Annotated in this window: 17 protein-coding genes and 2 pseudogenes; 11 read left to right on the forward strand and 8 right to left on the reverse strand. The window is 59.1% G+C overall.

What is annotated here, in order from left to right; genetic code table 11:
- Positions 1-2,138 precede the first annotated feature (2,138 nt).
- From LZ686_RS18015 to LZ686_RS18030, 4 genes and pseudogenes are all read left to right on the forward strand, one after another.
- Positions 2,139-2,753 (forward strand): annotated as a pseudogene (locus tag LZ686_RS18015) (thiolase C-terminal domain-containing protein); the annotation flags it as partial.
- Positions 2,754-2,979: 226 nt separating this feature from the next.
- Positions 2,980-3,546, forward strand: coding sequence for an AMP-binding protein (locus LZ686_RS18020; protein ID WP_349548653.1), 567 nt, complete (start codon positions 2,980-2,982; stop codon positions 3,544-3,546).
- A gap of 53 nt (positions 3,547-3,599) precedes the next feature.
- On the forward strand, positions 3,600-4,169 hold the full coding sequence (locus LZ686_RS18025) for a hypothetical protein (protein WP_349548654.1): 570 nt from the start codon (positions 3,600-3,602) through the stop codon (positions 4,167-4,169).
- 345 nt (positions 4,170-4,514) lie between these two features.
- Complete coding sequence (locus LZ686_RS18030; protein WP_206692796.1) at positions 4,515-5,117, forward strand: sugar transferase; 603 nt, start codon at positions 4,515-4,517, stop codon at positions 5,115-5,117.
- Between the two features lie 432 nt (positions 5,118-5,549).
- On the opposite strand, the gene LZ686_RS18035 is transcribed toward LZ686_RS18030, so the two are convergent.
- The 3 genes from LZ686_RS18035 to LZ686_RS18045 all read right to left on the reverse strand — a co-directional run bounded on the left by LZ686_RS18035 (position 5,550) and on the right by LZ686_RS18045 (position 8,372).
- Complete coding sequence (locus LZ686_RS18035) at positions 5,550-6,152, reverse strand: recombinase family protein (protein ID WP_349548655.1); 603 nt, start codon at positions 6,150-6,152, stop codon at positions 5,550-5,552.
- A gap of 139 nt (positions 6,153-6,291) precedes the next feature.
- The gene (locus LZ686_RS18040) at positions 6,292-7,587 is read right to left on the reverse strand and encodes an O-antigen ligase family protein (protein ID WP_349548656.1); all 1,296 of its coding nucleotides are present in this window, start codon (positions 7,585-7,587) and stop codon (positions 6,292-6,294) included.
- Positions 7,587-8,372 (reverse strand): family 16 glycosylhydrolase, encoded by a 786-nt coding sequence (locus LZ686_RS18045; RefSeq protein ID WP_045983279.1) that lies wholly within the window; start codon positions 8,370-8,372, stop codon positions 7,587-7,589. The genes LZ686_RS18040 and LZ686_RS18045 overlap by 1 nt, the downstream gene beginning before the upstream one ends.
- Positions 8,373-8,490: 118 nt before the next feature.
- Between LZ686_RS18045 and LZ686_RS18050 the strand changes: the two genes are divergently transcribed.
- Positions 8,491-9,603 (forward strand): glycosyltransferase family 2 protein, encoded by a 1,113-nt coding sequence (locus tag LZ686_RS18050; RefSeq protein WP_349548657.1) that lies wholly within the window; start codon positions 8,491-8,493, stop codon positions 9,601-9,603.
- Positions 9,604-9,619: 16 nt separating this feature from the next.
- On the opposite strand, the gene LZ686_RS18055 is transcribed toward LZ686_RS18050, so the two are convergent.
- Positions 9,620-10,642: a replication initiator protein A gene (locus LZ686_RS18055; protein WP_349548658.1), complete on the reverse strand. Its 1,023-nt coding sequence runs from the start codon at positions 10,640-10,642 to the stop codon at positions 9,620-9,622.
- Positions 10,643-10,970: 328 nt separating this feature from the next.
- Positions 10,971-11,948 carry a glycosyltransferase family 2 protein gene (locus LZ686_RS18060; protein WP_349548659.1) on the reverse strand — a complete coding sequence of 326 codons (978 nt, stop codon included), beginning with the start codon at positions 11,946-11,948 and terminating at the stop codon, positions 10,971-10,973.
- 111 nt (positions 11,949-12,059) lie between these two features.
- Between LZ686_RS18060 and LZ686_RS18065 the strand changes: the two genes are divergently transcribed.
- The 6 genes and pseudogenes from LZ686_RS18065 (at position 12,060) to LZ686_RS18085 (ending at position 17,488) form a co-directional block, all read left to right on the forward strand.
- On the forward strand, positions 12,060-12,722 hold the full coding sequence (locus LZ686_RS18065; RefSeq protein ID WP_045983282.1) for a ParA family protein: 663 nt from the start codon (positions 12,060-12,062) through the stop codon (positions 12,720-12,722).
- Positions 12,722-13,024 (forward strand): hypothetical protein, encoded by a 303-nt coding sequence (locus LZ686_RS18070; RefSeq protein WP_045983283.1) that lies wholly within the window; start codon positions 12,722-12,724, stop codon positions 13,022-13,024. The genes LZ686_RS18065 and LZ686_RS18070 overlap by 1 nt, the downstream gene beginning before the upstream one ends.
- A 156-nt stretch (positions 13,025-13,180) precedes the next feature.
- Positions 13,181-13,297 (forward strand): annotated as a pseudogene (locus LZ686_RS18880) (branched-chain amino acid ABC transporter permease); the annotation flags it as partial.
- A gap of 432 nt (positions 13,298-13,729) precedes the next feature.
- The gene (locus tag LZ686_RS18075) at positions 13,730-15,187 is read left to right on the forward strand and encodes a lipopolysaccharide biosynthesis protein (RefSeq protein WP_349548660.1); all 1,458 of its coding nucleotides are present in this window, start codon (positions 13,730-13,732) and stop codon (positions 15,185-15,187) included.
- Positions 15,184-16,251 carry a polysaccharide pyruvyl transferase family protein gene (locus tag LZ686_RS18080; RefSeq protein WP_349548661.1) on the forward strand — a complete coding sequence of 356 codons (1,068 nt, stop codon included), beginning with the start codon at positions 15,184-15,186 and terminating at the stop codon, positions 16,249-16,251. Before LZ686_RS18075 ends, LZ686_RS18080 begins: the two co-directional genes overlap by 4 nt.
- Positions 16,252-16,531: 280 nt before the next feature.
- Entirely contained in the window at positions 16,532-17,488 is a 957-nt protein-coding gene (locus tag LZ686_RS18085; protein ID WP_349548662.1) for a glycosyltransferase, read from the forward strand.
- Between the two features lie 145 nt (positions 17,489-17,633).
- Here LZ686_RS18085 and LZ686_RS18090 read toward each other — a convergent pair whose 3' ends face one another.
- From LZ686_RS18090 to LZ686_RS18100, 3 genes are all read right to left on the reverse strand, one after another.
- On the reverse strand, positions 17,634-18,707 hold the full coding sequence (locus LZ686_RS18090; RefSeq protein WP_349548663.1) for a glycosyltransferase family A protein: 1,074 nt from the start codon (positions 18,705-18,707) through the stop codon (positions 17,634-17,636).
- A gap of 81 nt (positions 18,708-18,788) precedes the next feature.
- Entirely contained in the window at positions 18,789-19,727 is a 939-nt protein-coding gene (locus LZ686_RS18095) for a glycosyltransferase family 2 protein (protein WP_349548664.1), read from the reverse strand.
- Between the two features lie 93 nt (positions 19,728-19,820).
- Positions 19,821-20,531, reverse strand: coding sequence for a DUF8692 domain-containing protein (locus tag LZ686_RS18100; RefSeq protein WP_349548665.1), 711 nt, complete (start codon positions 20,529-20,531; stop codon positions 19,821-19,823).
- Between the last annotated feature and the right edge of the window lie 176 nt (positions 20,532-20,707).

Raw genomic sequence — 20,707 nt, forward strand, 5'->3', positions numbered from 1 at the left:
AATGGATGACCGTCTGCAATCACCAGCGCCCTCACTCAGCCAACCCGATCAGCAGGTGCAACGAGCAGCTTAAATTACGTCAGATCCCGTCCAGGAGACGGGACGTAGCTCAATCGGCCAGCTTGGCTAGTAACGTATGGCTGCCGAACTATTGGTAGGAGCTCTCGATCTGCCCCTGAAGCGTCCCACTCACAGCAGCGGTCGTATCACCCATATCGGCATCGGCATGACAGCGGACGCCCTGTGCTATCAAAGATATTGCGATTTTTAAGATGTCTGCTTGGCTCCCCGCGCGTCTTACCATCGGCAAGGCCGTGTGTCCAAAGTCGGTGCCAAGCATCGCCATATCGACCAGCTGTAAACTTTGCGACGTCTGGTTAACAGATCGTATTAGAGAAAGTGCGTGCGGCAGTTGGCATGGGTCTCTGTATCCTCGCGGTGACCACCGGCCTTCTCACTGTGACAGCTGTGTGGATGGTGCAGGGAGGGGACTGGCGCTCTGGCTTCGCCAGCTCTGATAATAATCCTAAACGCTTTTCGCACCCTCCGCCTAAAGCGCGTTTGTGCGGTTTGCACTGACGGCCTCCTAGCCTCTGTCTACGGACCACTGGTCGTGGGCGCAAAAACTGTGGCTGCGCCGTACCGGAGGGATGCGCGCGGTGGTTCCAGCGGAAACTGGCTTTGGTCATTATCGTCAAGCATTTAGCGGTGCGTTATCAGGCCCTACAGAGTACAGAGATAAGGAACAGCCAGCTTGCCTGAACGGCCAGCTTTGCTGCTATCAATCTGTGCATCGTCGTAGGCCTGTGGATTAGTAGCACCTTTAGTTGGCCCATCTCGAACTTTCCCACTGCGGCCGCCGCCGTTCCTTAAACTCCCATGTTCTTTTGACTGACGGTACGGGTCTTATCTGCCGCGCTGATCCCTTCGGCCTTCCTGCGCAGGCCGGCCCTTCGTCTCAGCCCCGGTACCACCCGACGTTTTCGTGGGTCTGATGCTGGTCCGGCGAGACATGCCTCACCTCAGCCCATTGTAAACAAGACGGGTCACGTCGGGCTTGCCCGCAGGGTGGTAGCAGGTTCCTATCCTGTCGGGCGCCTGGCGATGCAGCCGCTGACGCGGTTGGCGTTCGGCATCACACTATTCTGCGCCAGCATCCTGCTGACCCGATTCATTCAGCTCAAAATGACACCATTCCATCTCTGCCCCTGCAGGCAAGAATGCTTGAGCCCGGTACGCCTTGACCGTGACCGCGGTGATGCGGCTTGGGATGACGGGTCTTCCGTCGTCGCTGACCGGGGCAAGTGCGAACTCCATCCAGCCGCAACAGCGGGTCAGCGTAGCCGCCTTGATCGCGCGGCGCCTCGCCGTCTGTGGATGCACATTCCAGACGATAACCGGGACTCAGCGCAGCCTCGACGATGATCTGGCCTCAGATCGGCCCCCGTCGAGGCCACAACGCGCCGCGGCACTCCTTGGAACCTGACTAATCGCACGGTAATGATGTCTTTTGGTTTGCACGGCGCGGCTGACAGGCGCAGCGCCGCGGGATTTCCATAGCCGTACCCTGACGCGCCCTTGCTAGGGTCATAGAACCGTGGGCTGCAGTCTCAGGCGCAGTTCACTCGCTGCGACCTATACAGCGCACTCTCTTAGGGCATGTTCGAGCCGATCACCGGGCTTTCTTCTTGATTGTCCAACGCCCGCCTTGGCCGATGCTGCAGTCCTCTCATAAGCAGTGCGGCGGCTGCGCCGAGATTGCCATCTTCTGGTCGTTTTGAATGCAGCCCGCTGCAGTGGAACGGTGACGTGATACCTTCAACCATCTCGTCCATGGTGACAAAGGAACTAATCCGATCAACGCGCGGTGCTCCAACTGTGCGGTCGTCGCAGCTAAGTTGGTCACGCCGCCTCAAAACAGAGACTGAATAGCGTCAAAACCGATGCTGACGGACAAACTCATATTCCTTCGATGGCCGGTTGCTTGATCGCTGTGCGGCACAAATTGCTACCATAAGACCTGAATCTGGTATTCTCAGCATTGAACGCGCAAAGGTGTCCCATCACAGAGGGGTCGACCTGTCGACTTTCCTGCAGCTTCGTATCATCTGGTGCTGCCGCTGACGCATTTCGGTCAGATCGCGGCAAAGAACCACGAAAACGGGATGCGCAACCCCTTTGCCCATATGCGCAAGGATCTGGGCGTGGCCTTCTGCAACACCGTGTCGGACGGCAACCCGCGCGTGGCAGGGCTGCTGAGGCGCAGCGACTGTTCGCTGATCTCGGACGGTGCGCCTGTGCTGGTGCTGGCCGATGCCGAAACCGCGATGACCATGCGCCGCGCCATCGCCTTTCGCGCCCGGACGCAGGCCAACGACCCGCTGGCCCTGTCGCGCTGCGACATGCCGGAGATGTGCGCCGCCCGGTCGGCATGGACGCAGGCGCTGGACCGCGCGGGCGTCACGCTGGACGACCTGTCGCTGGTCGAGACGCATGACTGCTTCACCATCGCCGAGGTGTTGGAATACGAGGCGATGGGGCTGGCCGAACACGGCGAGGGCCACCGCGTGATCCGCGACGGCGTCACCGCCCGCGACGGCCTCCTGCCGTTGAACCTGTCGGGCGGGCTGAAATCCAAGGGGCATCCTATCGGCGTGACCGGCGACGCGGGCGACATGCAGCTGCCGGGCGCGACCATGGCGAGGGTCTTCAACATGGGAGGGGCTGCGGTGACGAACTATGTCTCGATCCTGAGCGGGTACGATGCCCCCCGTTTCCGACCGGGTGATGAACCCGGGACATTTCCTGACCCAGAACGCCCGCCGTCTGCCCGACGCCCCTGCCCTGATCCACGGCGATCACGTTACCACCTGGGCCGAGATGCAGGCCCGCGTGGGCGCGCCGGCCCATGCGCTGACCTAGGATTATGGCATCACCAAGGGCGACCGGGTGTTGGTGCAATTAGCCAACTGCCTGCAGATGCTGGAGACGATGTTCGCCTGCCGGCGCATCGGCGCGGTCTGGGTGCCCGCCAATTTCCGCCTGTCTCCCGATGATCTGGCCTATCTGGCGCAGTCATCGGGTGCAAAGGCGATGTTCTGCGGCGCGCAGTTCCCCGACCATGCCGCCGCCTGCGCGGTCCATTTTCCGGCGATCATCTCCATCGGCCCATCGCCCCTGGGCCCCGACCACGACCCGCTGATCGCGCGCCACATGGGCCGGATGTCGCCCGAGGCCTCGGTGGCCTGGGACGATCCGGCCTGGTTCTTCTACACGTCGGGAACGATGGGGCATCCCAAGGCTGCTGTGCTTACCCACGGCCAGATGGCCTTCGTTATTACTAACCACCTGTGCGACCTGATACCCGGCACCACGGAACAGGACGCGTCGCTGGTGGTGGCGCCGCTGTCCCACGGTGCGGGCATCCATGCCCTGACCCAGTTCGCCCGCGGCGTGCCGACCGACGGTCGTGTGGCCTTTTACAGCCACACCCGCACCCTTGGTCCAGGCGCCCGCATCATCAGCGCGGGCCTGCATCTAGGCTAGGGGGGGACATCTACGCACATGGGCTCTGGACCGATGCTGCGAGCGTACTGCACATGGGGCATCTGCGCCCCGAGGTCACGCACCTGTCCCGCGACGCCTGGATCACTGGATGGCAGTTGGACGGCGCCATCTTCCGCCGCCTGCCGGACGCCGAGACGGGCTTTTCCCTGTTCCGCCCCATCCCGACGCGCCGACGGTTGCCCAGTGGCCTGCCCGCGCGCCTTGTGCGCCTGCGTCCGAATCTGGACCTCGTTCCCATGATCGCCGCGATGATGGAGACCCGTACACCGGTCCAAGGCCTTGGCAGCCTTGTCGGCACCCAGTTCGCCACAGGCGCCCCCCTGCCCGGCCCGGCGACAGAGATCCTCATCCTGGGTCAAGACCGCACATCACTGCACGTCGCGTCGGTCGGTCGGAGCGGCACTGTTCGCCAAGGCGTGCTGTCGCGACAGAACATGATCTGCATCACCGCGGAACTGCTGCTGATCGCCGCGCACCGGTCCATGAATCATCGCACCCTGTGTAACCGCAAGCGTGAAGCAAGAACTACCCAACGCGGGACTGCAATGTCCGTCGGGAATGGGAGGTCGTCGTTGCGGATACATCCGCCAGAGTTCTGCTGATTAGTCGGCACATCGTTGATTTTACTCAATCATAAGCTGCATCAATCATGTTTATTACACGGTTTTTGTTGGTCCAATTTACTTGCGTTGCTTGTATTTCTGAAGATATTCTCGACCGAAGCCTACCTAAAAGCATAGTATGTAAAATTTTAAGGAACTTTCCGGAGATTTGCCCCTTGTGCCGCACTTGAGAGATGTTGGCACTATCAGGAAGTCGTCACGATGCGAGCTGTTCGCGTTCCGCAGGTTACCCCTCCCCTTCGTAAATCCATGTCTGTCCTGCGGGACCCGACATTCAGGTTTCGGTCTGATGCATCTTCCAACCAAGCCTCCCCTGTGGGTGGCATGGCCAAGCGGGGGCTGGATGTCACGTTGGCGGTCTTGGGCCTGCTGCTGCTGGCGCCGCTGATCCTCGCGCTGGTCATCGTCCTCAAGCTGACGGATTCCGGGCCGCTGCTCTACGGGCACCGCCGCGTAGGCTTCGGCGGGCGCGAGTTCCGCTGCTGGAAGTTCCGCACCATGGTCGTCAACGGCGACGCCGTTCTGGAGCAGTACCTGCGCAAGCATCCCGCCAAGGCGGCCCTGTGGTACGAACAGCGCAAGCTGGTCGACGATCCGCGCGTCACCCCCTTGGGCGCCGTGCTGCGCAAGCTGAGCCTGGACGAGCTGCCCCAGCTTCTGAACGTGCTGACCGGAGAGATGAGCCTGGTCGGCCCGCGTCCGGTCGTGCGGGCAGAGCTGGACCATTACGCCAGCTCGACCCGCCACTATCTCGCGGCCCGCCCCGGCCTGTCCGGCCTCTGGCAGATCAGCGGCCGCAGCAACACGACCTACATGGAGCGCGTGCAGATGGACCGCTTCTACGTGATGAAGTGGAACCCGTGGATGGACCTGCGCATCATCTTCATGACCATCCCCGCCGTCGCGCTGTCCCGCGGAGCGCATTGAGCGGGCGGCTGTATCCGATGCAGTCCAGGTGATGAGGCTTTTAGGCCTCACCGTTACCTTCCGCATCTATACGGCACTGGCCATAGGATCATGTGCCTGACCCACACCGCTCCCCCAACGGAAGGAAGTGGCCGCAACGTTGCCTTGGGCAGTGCGAAGCATGCTGCTTCGAGGCCGGCAAGCCAGCGTCCGCTGCGGTGCTGACTTGTTGGGAACAGCGCTAGTGCCCGGTTCACGGTCACCATGATCGCGTCATCGACCGTGCCGGAGGACGGGCACAGCTTGTCCACGGGGAAAGTGGCCGCCTTGTCAATTATTGAGCAAGGATTCGGGGTAATTCCTAGTTCTTTTTACTGTCAGCCAAAGTCTCAGTTGATGCGTTTGATCACGTGAATCTCGCCTTCAAAAGGTGAACAAAACTTTGACCGCAGGCTACTCGAGCAAAGCCGGTTTGGGGCTTCCTTGGATCAGACTGCGGGTCCTTGCCTGCGGGAAATAGGCATAGAAGGTGGCCCTGCTGACATCCAGGCGCCGGGCGATCTGGGCCACGGGAATGTCGCGGTCCCGAAGCAAGGCGCGAGCCATGGCAAGGTCCGCCTCGGTCAGCTTGCGCCGGCGTCCGCCCTTGCGGCCGCGGGCGGCGGCGGCCTTCAACCCTTCGATTGTGCGCTCGCGGTTCAGGTCCAGGAAGTATTCGGCAATGGTGCCTAGGAAATTGAACATCAACCGCCCTGTGGGCGTCTCGGTGTCGATGGCCTCGGTCAGGGATCTCAGGCGCACCCCCTGCCCCTGCAGCCTGTGGGCGGTGTCCAGCATCTCGCGCAGGCTGCGGCCCAGCCTGTCCACCTTCCACACCACCAGCTGATCCTCGGGGCGCAGAAAGGCCAGCGCGGCCTCCAGGGCGGGACGCCCGGTCCCGGCACGGCCGGATTCCTTCTCCTCGAAGATCCGTTCGCAGCCTGCCCGTTTCAGGGCATCCCGCTGCAGGTCCAGTTTCTGGTCTTCGGTCGAGACGCGGGCATATCCGATCAGCATGTCCGGATCGTAAGCCAAGAGGGTATTTTGGACAACTGATTTCCGGACAGGGTTTCCAGACAGAAATCAGCTGTGAAACCATGCCTGCGGACGGGCCGGTCAGGCCTGTCCGGAAAAGGACCGTTTGATTGACGCTCGATCAGCGGAAGGTGATGCGGATGGGACGGCGTGCCTGGCGCGGGACCGGCTTGCCGATATGGTCCCTGAAACGGTGGGCATAGCAGATGGCGGCGATGATGATCGCGGTCCCGGCGCTGAACTGATAGAAATACACGACCTCGATCCACATCAGCATGAACAGCCGCACCATGAACAGGGCGAAGAAGACCGATGCGGCCGACGGACTGCGGATTGCCCAGCCCAGGCAGGCCCACGCGGCAGCGATGAAGATCAGGGCCTGAGCGGCAGTCGCCAGGATCCCGATCTCGACCGCGTTCGAGATGGGCGTGTTGTGGAAGTTGAACCCGCTGCGGCCCGCAATGCCGAAATCCGCCCAGAGCTGTTCGGCCAGCGGCTGGCCGGGAACCCAGAAGGCCTGGAACCCGACCCCCAGCAGGGGCCTTTCGGCGATCTGTCCGAATGCCACCGCCCACAGGTCTGTCCGGCCGGTCAGCGTGATGTCCTTGCCGGTCACGTCCAGGAACAACCGCGCCAGCTCATCCGAAAGCGAGGACAGCAGGATGGCAATCGCCGCGCCCAGCACGACTGCCAGGGCGATCGCGACCAGGCGCATGTAGGGCGTCAGGCGCTGCAGCAGGATGATGACGCCGAAGACCAGGATGACGGCCATGGTGCTGACCAACGCGCCGCTGGACTGGCCCATCACCAGAAGCACCGCCCCCAGGAACATGGCGGCCAGCGCAGGCAGGCGCCAGCGCATCGAAAGGCGCCGGTCGACCAGCACCGCAAGGGAGGCGATGATCAGCACAGAGCTGGCATCCGCGAGGGCGTTCTTGCTGGCATGGATGCCCAGATATCCCATCCCGTCGGACCGGGCCCGTCCCAGCAGAAGGCTGGCCAGCCCCCCCATCGCGCTGGTGGCAAAGACGATCTTCACGAAGGTCATCGGGGCCAGCCGATAGCCGATGGCGACCGCGATGATCACCGTCAGCACCAGCTGGATGCCATAGCGCAGCGTCAGCGAGGTATAGTCCGACCAGGCAAAGGACATCACGCACCACAGCGCCACCAGCACGATGGGCCATTCGCGCCGCAGCGAGGCCAGCACCTCGCCGGGCCGGGTGGCCACCAGGGCCATGCCCCCCAGCAGGAAGAGCAGCGCGCCCTTGGACCCCAGGGGGGTGATGAAGGTCAGGCCGAAGATCGCGATGAATGCCGCGATGGCGTTGGGGGAATAGCTCAGGACCCGGCGTCGCGGCTGGCGTGCCGGTCGTCTGGCCGTCATGGGCGCGCCGGCGGGCATGGTCTCGACCATCAGCGGTCCTCGCAGGTGACCGAACCCTCGAACAGGCAGGACGCATCCAGCGGGGTGAAGGCCACCCAATCGATCTCGTAGGCCAGGGGGCCGTCCTGCGGCTCCTGGTGGCCCATCCAGTCGGTCAGGGTCGCGGTGCTCCAGAAGGACATGTACAGCTTCTGCGGATGGGTCGGCAGGATGCTGTCGGGCTCCGTGCGGTGGACCTCCCGGCCGTCCAGAAACCAGGTGATCCCCTCGGGCGCCCACCGGAAGCCGACCGTGCGGAAGTCCTCGTCGAAGGCCGTATCGGAAGGCGTGGTGCCGCCGTTGTGGGGCTGGCCCGAGACATAGGTGTTCATCGTCATCACGCCCGGATCGCGGGTCAGGATCTCGATGTCGATCTCGTCATGGGGAGAGTCGTGGACCGGCCCGGCATAGGTGAAGACAGAGGCGTTCAGCCCCGACTGGCGCGGGGTGCGGATGCGTGCCTCGTAGGTGCCGTGCTGCAGATAGGCCTTGCTCTGGATCTCTCCGCACAGGGCGGGCCGGTCGCTGTTTCCCGGCGCCGGGATGTGGAACAGCGTCAGCAGGCCGCCGCGCACCTGGACCGCCCGGCCCGACCAGTGGCAGTCCTGCCAGTCGCCGTTGGTCCAGCCGTCCGACACGTACCAGCGGTCCTTGTCCAGCCCGTTCGTGAAATCCTCGAAGAAGCCGTCCGCATCGGGATGCGGGTCCGCCTGCTGGGCGGACAGGGGCTGCGCCGCCAGGATGAGCGCGAGAGCGAGAGCGGATGAATGGCGCATGTGCAAAGCCTCTTGGCCGCATGGTTGCCGTGCAGACCCGCCCGGCTTATGGAAGCCGCAGCCAAACGGGTCAAGGGAAAGGCGTTCACATGTCGGGCAATCGGACGGGACGGAACGCATGACGCCTCCCGTGGTATCGGTGGTGATGGCCAATTTCCGGGGTGCGGCGCATCTGGCCCGCGCGATGACCTCGGTCCTGGCCCAGTCCGAACGGCGGCTGGAGCTGATCCTGTCCGACGATGCCTCGGACGATGACAGCCTGGCCATCGCCCGCCGGATCGCCGCAACCGATGACCGGGTGCAGGTCATCGCCGCGCCGCGGAACGCAGGGCCCGCGGCCACGCGCAACCGGGCTCTGGATGCCGCGCGCGGTGCGTGGATCGCTGTCGTGGACAGCGACGACCTGATCCATCCCGACCGGCTGGCGCGCCTGATCGCCGCCGCGGATGCGGCGGGTGCCGATCTGGTCGCGGATGACCTGGTCTATTTCGGGACGGTGCCGCAGGGTCGGACCCTGCTTCAGTCCCTGGGTCTATCCGCGCCCATGATGCTGGACGCGGCGCCCTATCTGCGCAGCAACGACCCTGGCGCGTCTCTGCCCCCCTACGGCTATCTCAAGCCGGTGATCCGACGCACCGCCCTGGCGGGCCTGCGCTATGACGCCGGGCTGAGGATCGGAGAGGATCACGACCTGGTGCTGCGCCTGCTGATCGGGGGCGCGCGCTTCCTGCTGCTGCCGGACCCGCTTTATGCCTATCGTCGCCATGCGGGGTCGATCTCGCACCGGCTGTCCGTCGCGACCGTCGAGGCGATGCTGCAGGCGCATCGCGCCCTGCCCCCGATGCCCGACCCCGAGACGCGCGCAGCCGCCGCATCGGTGGACCGCCAGCTGCGCCGAGCCCTGCGCTATGAGCATCTGGTCGCCGACATCAAGGCCCGTCGCTGGCGGGGCGCCCTGCCCCGGCTGGTCGACCCGGCCATGCTGTCGCGCCTGGCGGAAAGCCTGCGCGACCGCCGCAGCCGTGCGGTGGACCTGCCCCAGGACGCAACCGCCCTGTCCGACCCGTTGCCGCGGATGCCGCAGCCCGGCCAGGCCTGGGACCGGCCCCCTGCCCCCTGTGCTGCCCGGATCGCGGCCATGGCCGCGCAGGGTGGCCGCCTGCCGTCCGGGGCTCCGTCCTGGGCGGTCTGGCTGTCAGAAGCGGTGGTGGACGCCGGTTCGGCGCAGTGATGCCGGGGCGCCTTCGTCAGGGACTGCCGCGTTTCTCGTACCAGGTCCGGCAGAAGCGGACGAAATGGCGCGAGGGATGCTTGGGCTCGATCTCTTCGGCGGCGCACCAGCGGCGCCATTCCACCTCGAGGTAGCGCACGTCCCAGCCCGGCGCCGCGGCGCGGGCCTCTTCGTGGATGTCGGGGTCCAGGAAGGCCTCGAAGACCTCGGCCACGGGCGCGGTGCCGCGGTTGCGGAACACAACTTTGGTCTCGTCCGCAGAGAAGCGCAGCGAATAGTCGGGCATGTGCGAATGGGCCGTGTCCTCGCGGATGACATTGGCCACCAGCCGCCTGAACTCGAAGCTGGTCGAGGACGAGCCGCATTTCTTCTGCAGCAGGTCCAAGCCGATGGACCATTCGCGCTGGTTGCCGCAATGCTTGCGCGCCAGTTCATAGAGACGGCGTTCTAGGGGGCGCCGCAGCCGGAAGTAGTCGCGGCTGATCGTCAGAACCTCATGCGCGCGGATCGCGTTGAAGACCCAGTCAGACAGCTTGATCTCGATCTCCTGCATGCGCCCCTCGCGGGTCTGACGCATGATGCGGGCGCTTTCGATCAGGCCGAAAGTCTCGAAGACCTCCTTGCCGCCGGTGGTGATGTTGGTCGAGATCCGCGTCCCCGCAAGCCGCTCCATCGCGGCCTTCAGGAGGTCGTAGCCGCGGCCCGTGGTCATCCGGTTGGTGGCCCGCAGCAGGTCCGAGGCCTGGAAGCGGACCAGCTGGCTGACCTCGCGGCCGTCGTTCAGCGCGCGGATCAGCTGGCTGATGCAGAAGATCAGGATGTCACGGTCGTGGACGGTGGCGATGCCGTCGCTGGAAGGCTTGATGTCGATCGACAGGCCGTTGTGCTCGTAGCGCCGTGGCCTCAGGTCAGGCTTGGTCGAGAGCGAGAAGATCGGGTGCTCCATCGACCCCACATCCGCCTTGGGCGCGGCGTTGATGATGTCGCAGACAAAGAAGTCACGCTGCGGATGTCGGTCGGGAAGAAGCGGACTGCTCATCGGTTCTCTGGCACTTAACGACACTTCACCCATAACGACACTTCACCCATAAAACAAGCTTAACGACACTTCACCCATAAGCGCCATGGAAACGACACTTCACCCATAACGAATCACCACTTCACCCATAAAGAAACGACACTTCACCCATAAAGGGCTTCAGTAAGCGATTGATTTTATTCCTTAAAAGAGGCTTAGAAAGCCCCTTAACACATATATAACCCCTTTTAACACAGAAGCCCTGTGGATAACTCCGCGTGTCGCCGCAAATTCAGGCTTTTTAATTGAGGGATAGGACATGCTTGTGAGAGAGTGGTGGTGGACCGTCCTACTCGATCAGCAGGCGGCCGATCCGGGAAGCGGGGGCCGGCCTGCGGGCCGAGAGCTTGTCCCTCAGGATGCCGCGCGCGATGGGGGCCAGGGTCAGCGGATCCCGGCAGGCCGAGAGCAGGGCCCCTGCCCTGCCCGCCTGAGCACGCCGATCCAGGAAAGCGCGCAGCAGGAAGCGTCGCCGCAACTCTCCTGCATGGACACCCAAGGCCGCACGGGCGGTCTCGTCCATTCCCTCCGCCGCCAGATGCGCCAGGGCGGCGGTATGGAGCGCTTGAAGGTCGGTCGTGCTGTGACGCGAGCTAAGCGAATCAAAGCGCCAACGCGCAGCATAGCCGACCTCGGTCGAGACCCGGAACCGCGCCCGCTTCTGCAGCATCCTAACGTAGAGATCGTAATCCTCGCCCAAACGCATCGTCTCGTCATAACGGAGGCCATGGGCCTGCAAGAAGGCGCGGCGCATGACGGGCTTCAGAAACCCCCATTCCTGCCGCTTGCTGCCGCGGACGGAATGGTTCGCGCGCACGAAGCCTGCAAGATCGAGGTCAATCACCCGAGGACTGACCACAGGTGCTGCCGGCAGATCGCCGGGACCCGCGCTTTCGGCGACGAACAGGATGTTGTCGGCGATCATGTCGGCGCCGGAAATCGCCAGCAGCCGGGCAAAGCGCCCGGGCAGAACAAAGTCATCGGCATCCAGAACGGCCACGAAATCGCCCGTGGCAATGTCCAAGGCCCGGTTGCGAGCTGCGGCGGGCCCGCCGTTCACGGCACAGCGAAGCACCGTCAGCCGGTCGTCGCCTTGGCCCGACTTCTCGGCCACCGCTGCGGTATCGTCGCCCGATGCGTCGTCGACAACGATCACCTCTGCGGTCTCGGCCTCGGCCAATGCTGTCCGGATGGCATCCGCGATGGTGTCGGCGGCGTCATGGGCGGTGATGATCACCGAGACGGTGGAGGCTGCAGCTGTGTTCATGACGGTTCACGTGGCAAGATGGTGCAGGAAAGTCCAGACTGCTATACGGATAGGGCTTGATTGAAATCGGATTTTTAATATTATCCGGTTAGTTTAATAATCAGGTAACCCATGCCCACAATCGTGATCGCGTCCCCAAAGGGCGGCGCCGGAAAATCTACCGCTGCGACTATCCTAGGGACCGAGTTGGCCCATGCAGGCGCCACGGTCACGATGCTTGATTGCGACCCGAACAAGTCTTTGTCGCTTTGGGCGGGGCGCGGAGCATTGCCGCCGCGCATCCGCGTCCTGTCCGACGTGAGCGAGGGCGAGCTGGTCCGTACCATCAAGCGTCACGATCAGGACGGCGAGATCGTCATCGTCGACTTGGAGGGGATCGCATCACGACTGGTCAGCCGGGCGATCTCGCAGGCCGATCTTGTCATCACGCCGATGCGCGCCACCACCTTGGACGCGACGGTAGGCGTGCGGGCCCTGCAACTCATCCATGAGGAGGAGGAGGCGTTGGACCGGGCCATCCCGCATGCCGTGGTCTTCACCATGACGCGCGCGGTGCGGTCGCGTCAGCACAGCGGCATCGAATCATCTTTGCGCGATCAGGGCGTCGACCTGATCGAACCGGCGCTGATGGAGCGGACCGCATTCTCGGCCCTGTTCGAGTTCGGAGGTGATCTGAGAACCATGCCCGCCCAGGGCAACATGGCAGCCGCGATCGAGAACGCTGAGGGCTTTGCCCGCGCGGTCTATGCACGTCTCGCGGCGGAGGAGCAGTGATGGGCGACAAACCCTTCAGCATCGACCTGGGTCGTCTGCGGTCGCGTGAAAAGGATCGCAGCCCCGCTGCGGTGGAACGTGCAGACCGGGCGGGTGAGGAGTTGGGCTTCGTCGACCGCGAGCCGGGCAAACGGCGCGGTCGCAAACCCAGTCCTCGCACCGGGCAGGTTCATGCCAAGGTTCTGCCGCCCGTCGCCGATGAGATCGCCGCCGAGGCCCGCCGCCGTGGCGTGCAGCAAGGCGTCATTCTGGAGGAGGCTTGGGCGCTCTATAAAAACCGGTACGAAAACAAATCCGGTTAATAAATATATTGGATTTATAATAAAACCAGGTTAGCGGAAATTTGCCATCAGCCAGCAATGCGGGGCAATTTGCCTGAAAAAGCGGCAGGGTTCATTTTTCATCTTCGAACATGCCATGCATCGAATCTTGAAAGCGACCTGCTGAACCTGCGGGTCACACTGATCGCGGCAATCCTGATGATGGCGCTGAGGGCATTCACATAAACCAAGCAGGGCCGTGCCATATGCGCAGTGGCCGATTACGATCAGGCGGCCATGTCGGTGGGCATCAGCCGCGCTTTATCTAGGTGATGGGCCGGTCGATCGCCAACTTCACGGTCCGAAGACATTGTTATGACAGGCTTCAGGTCAATGGGAATGCCGCGTCATGATCATAAGGGGTGATGGAGCATGATCTCTATCAGTCGATCTGCAAAGACGTTGCCTGCCGCAGCATCACCCGACTGAAGTCAGATTACTATCGATTACGACAAATCCCTCATCAGCACTCTTTTAAGGCGACTTCAATAAGATGATTTCATCCTTAAATTCGGGTATTAGGCATGCTTCACCGCGGCACTGGTATTCGCAGATTTGCTATGCGATATTCTTGCCGCGGTGCAGCAAAGCTGGGCGCGCGTTCGTTTGCGACGTCTGACTGCTTTATGCTGAAATGCGCGCTTCTCTAAGTCGAAAAAACCCGAGTTCTAGTCTAATATGACTGATTTGAAACGCAAGACCGTGGGCGGCATGCTTTGGTCCATCGCCCGCGCCGGGTGGAGCAGTGCGGTCACGCTTGTCCTGTTCATCGTCCTGGCCCGGATTCTTGCACCGCAGGATTTCGGTCTATTCGCGCTGGCCAGCATCCTGGTCGAGGTGGGCCGTGTGGTGTCCTCGGGCGGTCTTGGGGACGCGGTGATCCGTGCGCAAGAGCCGGACAATCGGTTTCTCAGCACGGTCTTCTGGCTGAACCTTGGTCTTTCTTTGGGATTTGCAGCGCTCATCGCGATCGCGGCACCGTTCTATGCGGATTTCCTTGGAAATGCCGACAGCCTCTACATCATTTACGCGCTGGCCCTGACCCTGCCATTGGGCAGCCTTGGGGCGGTACATGGCGCGCTTTTGGCACGCGAGTTCCGCTATGCCCAGTTGACCTTGCAGGCCATGCTGTCCGGACTGTCATCTGGCGTGATCGCCGTGGCATTGGCCCTGAACGGCTTTGGGATCTGGTCGCTGGTCGCGCAAGCCTTTGTCGGTGCCATTGTGTCTGTGGCCTTTGCCTGGGTGGTGATCCGGTGGCGGCCATCGCTGCAGTTCGACACCTCCGTGGTCCGGTCGATCGCCGCCTTCGGCGCAAGCCTTGCGGTGACGCAACTGGTCTGGATGATGCTTGTCCGGGTGCAGGATCTGTTCATCGGCAGTTTCTACGGCCCCGCCGCGGTGGGGATCTATCGCATCGCTTGGCGCATGATCGAGCTGATCGCCAACATGCTGTTGGGCCCGATCGGCAGCGTGTCCCTGGTGTCGTTCTCGCGCATGCAGGACGAGCCGGATCGGCTGCGTTACGCCTATGGCCGGATGATCAGTTATGCCTCGTTTCTGGTCTTTCCGATGATCCTGGGGTTCGGAGCCACGGCGGTGCTGTTGATGCCCCTGATCTTCGGCGACAACTGGAGCGAAGCGATTCCGGTGACGCAGATGCTGTCGCTGATGGCGATCCCGTTTGTGTTCAACTTCTTCGCCGGGCCGGTGCTGACCGCATCCAATCAGGCTGGTGCTGTCCTCAAGGTGGCGGTGGTGCAGCTGCTGACCACGATCCTGTTCACCTGGATCGCCGTGCGCTTTGGTCTGGTCGCCGTGGCGGCCGCTTATGTCCTGCGCGCCTATGTCACCATGCCGCTGCAGCAATACATGCTGGCCCGTCATCTCGGCATCCGGATGGGGGATACCTGGGCCGCGATGGTACTGCCGTTGGGATGTGCGATGGCGATGGCGATCGCGGTGCATTTCTCCCTGCCGTGGCTGATGGCACGTTACGGCACCGGTTGGACGCCGACGCTGCTTGCGGTCGGCCTTGGGGTGGTGGTCTACACAGCCCTTGTCGTTCTTCTGGCCCGGTCGCAGGTGCGCGACATGGTCACAACCCTTCTCTCGATGCGCCGCAAAAAGGAACCCGCGGAATGACCTCTCTGACGCCCACGGCAACCGTTGCGCCGGCAACAGCGCAGACTCATCTACAGGTGATCTCTCGACTGCAGGGACTGATTGACCAGGTCCTAGCCCCTAGCCTGCCTGCGTTGCGTGCCGGACCCTATGGGCTGATGGACATGCCAGACCATGGCAACGTGGGCGACAGCGCAATCTGGGCGGGCGAGATTGCTTGGCTGCGGAAAAATCTGGGCTCTGATCCTGCAATGATCACCGATCACCGCGACCCTCTGGATCAGGTAAACCGTGACCTTGCGGGCAAGACGGTGCTGCTGCACGGTGGCGGAAATTTCGGTGATATCTGGACAGAGAACAACGATTTCCGCGAAGCGATCATCGCGGCCAATCCGGACAGCACGATCATCTCGTTTCCGCAATCAATTCATTATGACAACCCTGCAAATATCGCCAAGACCGCGCGAAACCTGAAGTCTGCCAAGTCCCTGCGGCTTCTGGTGCGCGACCATGAAAGCCATGCCCTAGCGACACAAGCCTTTGATTGCGAGGTGACGCTGTGTCCGGACATGGCCTTTGCGATGGGACCGCTGCAGCGGATCGGTACTCCTGATCTGAATGTGCTTCTCTTGATGCGCACGGACAAGGAAGGCGTGGGCCATCTGTCACAAGACTGGCCCAAGGGCTGGGAGCAAGCCGACTGGCTGGATGATACGCCGAACCTTGAGCGCGATGTGCTACGCGACAGCCGGATCAAGGCGGTGATGAGCCTGTCTCCCGCGCGGATGTCCCGCATTGCGCGGCGAAACTACTATTACAACCAACTCGCCGAACGCCGGGTGACGCGCGGACTGAAGCAGCTGTCGCGTGCCCGGTTCGTGATTACCGACCGGCTGCATGTGCATATCCTAAGCACGCTTCTTGGGCTGCCGCATTGCTTCTTGGACAACCACTACGGCAAGATCTCGCGGTTCTCTGCAGCGTTCTCCACCCGCTGGTCTGACAGCTATCAGGCGAAAACGTTGCCCGAGGCGGTGGCCTGCGCTCAGGCTTGGTTGGAAAGAGCCGGGACTGTCCAAAGCTGATGCATTCGTTGGGTCTGACAGCATCTGATCGGGCAGCCTTGTTGCAACTTGCAGACCGGACAATGGTCCGCCCGGTCCAGGCTGTTTACTGGCACCGAAGGACAGGGCTGTTGATCGATAACGCGTCACCGGGTCATAGGACTGATGTGATGCATAAGCCGACCGCCGAGGATTGCACCATAAGCCCGATGCTCTCTTGGGTGCTGGACAGAGTTCCGGCAAAGGCTTTTCGTCCGGTGACGCGCACTTTGGGCGCGATGCGTGAAGGGAATATTCAAAGATGCTGATAACCGTCATCATGTGCACCCGAAATCGTGCCCGGCAACTGCATCATGTGCTGGACAGCTTCGTTGCCCTTCGCCAGCCCGACAATGCGACCTGGGAAATGATTGTCGTTGATAACGGCAGTACCGACGATACGCCTGCAGTGATCGAGGCATTTTCCGACCGTTTGCCCTTGCGTCGCGTATGGCAACCCGAGGCAGGGCTGTCGAATGCACGCAACGCTGGCGTGGCTGCGGCGAAAGGCGACTATATCTGCTGGACGGATGACGACGTGGAATTGGATCCAGGCTGGCTGGAGGCTTATGCCCGTGCGTTTCACCGCTATCCTGACGGAACGATTTTCGGCGGGGTGGTCGAACCGGTGTACGAGGCGACACCGCCGGACTGGATGATCGACAACGCGGATCTGTTGGTCGACCTGTTGGCCAAACGCGATCACGGTCCGGAAGAACGTCGCATGGAAGCCGAGTTGAGCCTGTTTCCGTACGGGGCAAATTTCGCTGTGCGTGCCGCCGAGCAGCGTCAATGCCTTTACGATCCGAAACTTGGTGTCAGCCCAAATCAGAAGCGCCTTGGCGAGGAGACTACGGTTCTGGTTGCAATCGCTGCCTTGGGTGGCGCTCATTACTGGATTCCGTCCAGTCGGGTTCGCCATCTGATCCCGGCAAGCCGGATGAGCTTCGACTATGTTGCGTTGTATTTCCAATCAGTTGGCGAGACTTGGGCCTATATGAGCATGATGGATGGCGCGCCGATCATGGGACCATCAATACCGCCGGGGGGACGCAGAATATTGGGCGTGCCAGTGTGGATATGGCGTCACTCGATTACGGAAAATGTATCTTATCGTGTTAAGCGCGGCATGGGCAAGAACCCACGCGAGTGGCTGAATAATCTTATCATGAAAAGTAGAATGATAGGCGCACGCAATTTTATATTGAGGAATTCATGAGGGTGCTTTCTGCACAAAGCACTCACGGCAATGAGTTTCACTTGGGTTTTTGATTTCCAGAAGGAAATAAAATTAATATTGGAGCCTCTAAAAATAGCGGATTATCAATAATTATAAATTTTATACCATTAAAATTAGCTATCTATTACCAGTCCCGGGATTTTTTTCTGTTAAGTAAAACGCTGAAGAATGAGAGCGGGATTCTTAAAGAAATAAGTGGATCGTAGCGCTGAATTTTTTTCAATGTAATAAGGTTCGGTCGCCATCCTTTTAACAAGGCGCGAGTAAACAAGAATCCATAACCGCGACGCTTTCTTATGCAATTAGCTTCTATAGCCTCCTTTGCGGCTCCAACCGCTTCAGGCATGGCTTTGAGCTTCTCTGACATCAGAAGCAGGTGTCCAAGACGATCGATTGATGCTGGATTGCTCCAGTCGAATGCAGAAAAGTAAATGTTGAGTCCTTCCCCGCAAATCACGTTACTGCGCCAGGATGCGACCATTGGTACATCATGAATTGCCAAGGTGATCCAATATAGATGGTCCTCGCCTGCAACTCGAAGATCACCATCGAAACGACGTCCTTTGGTCACTTCCGCCCGCATAACTACGCAAGACGTTTGACAGAGGTATTCAGTAATCATTTCTGCAGATAGAGCTTTAGGAGAAAACCCGAAAACTGGCCCTTGCTCGCTCAAAACTTTGGCCTTCTGCCTCAGTCGGGTGCCCTTTTCCTTAAGCGCATCAATGACGGCATGGCCACTGGCATGCTCATTGCGTGTATGATCACAAAAGTAAAAGCCGTATCCCTGATCTAGTGCATCTATCGCATCATGCAGATGCTGTGGCAGCCACTCGTCATCCGAATCTAAGAAAGCCACAAAATCGACAGCGGCTGTATCTGCTAAATCCAGTCCCCTGTTGCGTGCTGCACCTGGTCCAGCATTGGGTTGGTGATGAACAGACCAAGAGATATTATCTTGTAGAGGAAGATTTGCTAAATCATGCTCAGCAGACACAGGAGAGCTATCGTCAATGATAAACACATGTAAGTTAGTATTTACGGGTAGCCGCTGAGCTAGAACGCTAATCATTGCTCGTTTCAGAATGCTGCTTTTTTTCTGATAAAAAGGAATGATCACAGCAACCGTTCGTGCATAGCCTAAGCTATCCTGAGAAGAATTGGAATTTAAAGTCTTCAGGATGGCAGAAGGAGGCATGATTATAGTCCGCATGTGATTTCAGAAGTTTAGAAGATTAAAATTTATCTGTAGTTAAAGTAAATTATAAATTACACGAATCTAGAAGCTTGTAACAGACGGGTGAACCCGACCCAAACTCCTTATGACCATCTGCTTGGCTCTGCCTTTGAGGCTTGCCGATGTATCATACGGTTTCACACCTGCCTTATAAAGTGCAAGCATTCTTATTTCTGTAGGTATTCGCAAAATATCACCTTTGATAAAGTTTTCCTTGAGATTCCTTGGTGTTTCTTTCCATACTTTTCTTCGAATGAATCTAATTGACGCTTTCAAGTCAATTTCACGACGCAACCAGCCTCGTTCAAATCCCAAGTTTCTTGTGGTCTTATTTTCATTCTGGGACCAAACTGCCAGTTTTTCAAGGCATATGTAAATTGGTTCTGCCACTAGACAAGTTCTGATGTATTCATCAAGAGCAGGTATCGTATCTGTTCTGAAAGATAGTTCTCTCTTGATGTTTTTGGACCAGAATACTCCGCCGTTAGAAATTCCTATGCCGCCAAAAAGTGCCAAATGAAACTCTTCAGGCTGATATATCCGCTCGTCGAACGTCCCATCAAGTAGCCCAAATTTACTTAAATGCTGTTCTGAAGCATTTTCGATAACTTGGTTGATCTGACATATAGATGCGCCATTCTTCTCAAGGATGCCTATTCCTCGTTCCATGAATTCCGGTCTAACCTGATTATCGTCTTCAAGCATAAAAAAATAATCGGCTGAGTATGGGTTATCACGCCGGAAGCATGCGTCCAGATTGGCAACCAAAAACTGCTGTGGTGAGTTGCCAATGTATCGGATACGAGGATCACACATTTCCTCAACAACATGACGTGCGGAGTTGTCGGGGCAATCGTCACGAACCTCACATATCCACTCTTGATGTGTTTGTGCCTGCAAGCAAGCTAGAGCTCGCTTTAGCTGAGAAGGGCGACGGTAAGTAGGGGTTCGAACTAACACTAAGGGCATAACATTTTCCATTTGGTGAGCTTTAATAACAGAGATAGCGACGCTGCACCACTAAGTTCTTAATTTACTTTTATATCTATAAAGTTAAGAAGCGATATTAAGGGACTATGGCTCCTTCCCTTTTTGTATTTCGGGAAAATAAATTTCTGCTTGCATCAAAAGCGCTTTGATAAAGATAATGACTCCAAGAACCTCCAATCCTTCTTCTATATTAACAAGAAAACGATATATTGGAGATGTGAAGACATCATCCTGGGAGCTATTTTCTGATATGAAAATCCCAGCAATCATTTCCATGCCAACGGCACCGAAGACAAAAATGGATCCCGCGATTATAATGGTATAAGATACGTGGGTGTGGAGGTGGCGTATAAACGGAAAGAATAGGAAGAAAAATATTGGAATGATAATAAGCGCTGGAATTACCCAAGCAAATTCAAACATTCCAGAGGTTGAGAAGGAGGTGCTGAGCATGCCTGAGACTCTCTCATGAAACGAGAGCATTTCATCTGCAGAAAGTAAGAAAAAAAGCGAGCCAAGTATTCTCCATTGCGTTTTGACGTTTTTTGTTTGCCCATGATCTTTCAAAGAAAGAAAGAAGCATATGAAGGCCGCTGCGCTTAACATAACTGTGGAAAACCAAGTATAGAAGCTTTCTTCAAAATCAAGATCGAGAACCCATATTTTGGCGCTGGTTCCTGTAAGCCATATTGTGATGTCTTGAATTGCGTTTGCTAACCACAATGTTAGCCAAGCGAATAATAAAGAAATAATAATTTTATTCGTTTTTGTAGAACTTTTATAAAGCATACGCATCACCGTTTTTATTGTCCAATCCCTGATGCATAGCTGTAATCCCGAAGTGGAATGCAAATCAGAGGCTTTTCATAAATCTGTTACTCAGAGTAAGCTTCAAATGTCAAAGGATTTTGCGAAAATTTTTTATAGCGCAGGGTGCGGTTCGCAACGAAATCAATTATTAAGTGTAAATG

The organism is Paracoccus sp. NFXS7 (assembly GCF_040148865.1).
Classification (GTDB): domain Bacteria; phylum Pseudomonadota; class Alphaproteobacteria; order Rhodobacterales; family Rhodobacteraceae; genus Paracoccus; species Paracoccus marcusii.

Coding starts and splice junctions, on each gene's coding strand:
- LZ686_RS18020 (WP_349548653.1), top strand. CDS start 2,980: ATGCTGGAGACGATGTTCGCCTGCCGGCGCATCGGCGCGGTCTGGGTG.
- LZ686_RS18025 (WP_349548654.1), top strand. CDS start 3,600: ATGGGGCATCTGCGCCCCGAGGTCACGCACCTGTCCCGCGACGCCTGG.
- LZ686_RS18030 (WP_206692796.1), top strand. CDS start 4,515: ATGGCCAAGCGGGGGCTGGATGTCACGTTGGCGGTCTTGGGCCTGCTG.
- LZ686_RS18035 (WP_349548655.1), bottom strand. CDS start 6,152: ATGCTGATCGGATATGCCCGCGTCTCGACCGAAGACCAGAAACTGGAC.
- LZ686_RS18040 (WP_349548656.1), bottom strand. CDS start 7,587: ATGGTCGAGACCATGCCCGCCGGCGCGCCCATGACGGCCAGACGACCG.
- LZ686_RS18045 (WP_045983279.1), bottom strand. CDS start 8,372: ATGCGCCATTCATCCGCTCTCGCTCTCGCGCTCATCCTGGCGGCGCAG.
- LZ686_RS18050 (WP_349548657.1), top strand. CDS start 8,491: ATGACGCCTCCCGTGGTATCGGTGGTGATGGCCAATTTCCGGGGTGCG.
- LZ686_RS18055 (WP_349548658.1), bottom strand. CDS start 10,642: ATGAGCAGTCCGCTTCTTCCCGACCGACATCCGCAGCGTGACTTCTTT.
- LZ686_RS18060 (WP_349548659.1), bottom strand. CDS start 11,948: ATGAACACAGCTGCAGCCTCCACCGTCTCGGTGATCATCACCGCCCAT.
- LZ686_RS18065 (WP_045983282.1), top strand. CDS start 12,060: ATGCCCACAATCGTGATCGCGTCCCCAAAGGGCGGCGCCGGAAAATCT.
- LZ686_RS18070 (WP_045983283.1), top strand. CDS start 12,722: ATGGGCGACAAACCCTTCAGCATCGACCTGGGTCGTCTGCGGTCGCGT.
- LZ686_RS18080 (WP_349548661.1), top strand. CDS start 15,184: ATGACCTCTCTGACGCCCACGGCAACCGTTGCGCCGGCAACAGCGCAG.
- LZ686_RS18085 (WP_349548662.1), top strand. CDS start 16,532: ATGCTGATAACCGTCATCATGTGCACCCGAAATCGTGCCCGGCAACTG.
- LZ686_RS18090 (WP_349548663.1), bottom strand. CDS start 18,707: ATGCCTCCTTCTGCCATCCTGAAGACTTTAAATTCCAATTCTTCTCAG.
- LZ686_RS18095 (WP_349548664.1), bottom strand. CDS start 19,727: ATGGAAAATGTTATGCCCTTAGTGTTAGTTCGAACCCCTACTTACCGT.
- LZ686_RS18100 (WP_349548665.1), bottom strand. CDS start 20,531: ATGCGTATGCTTTATAAAAGTTCTACAAAAACGAATAAAATTATTATT.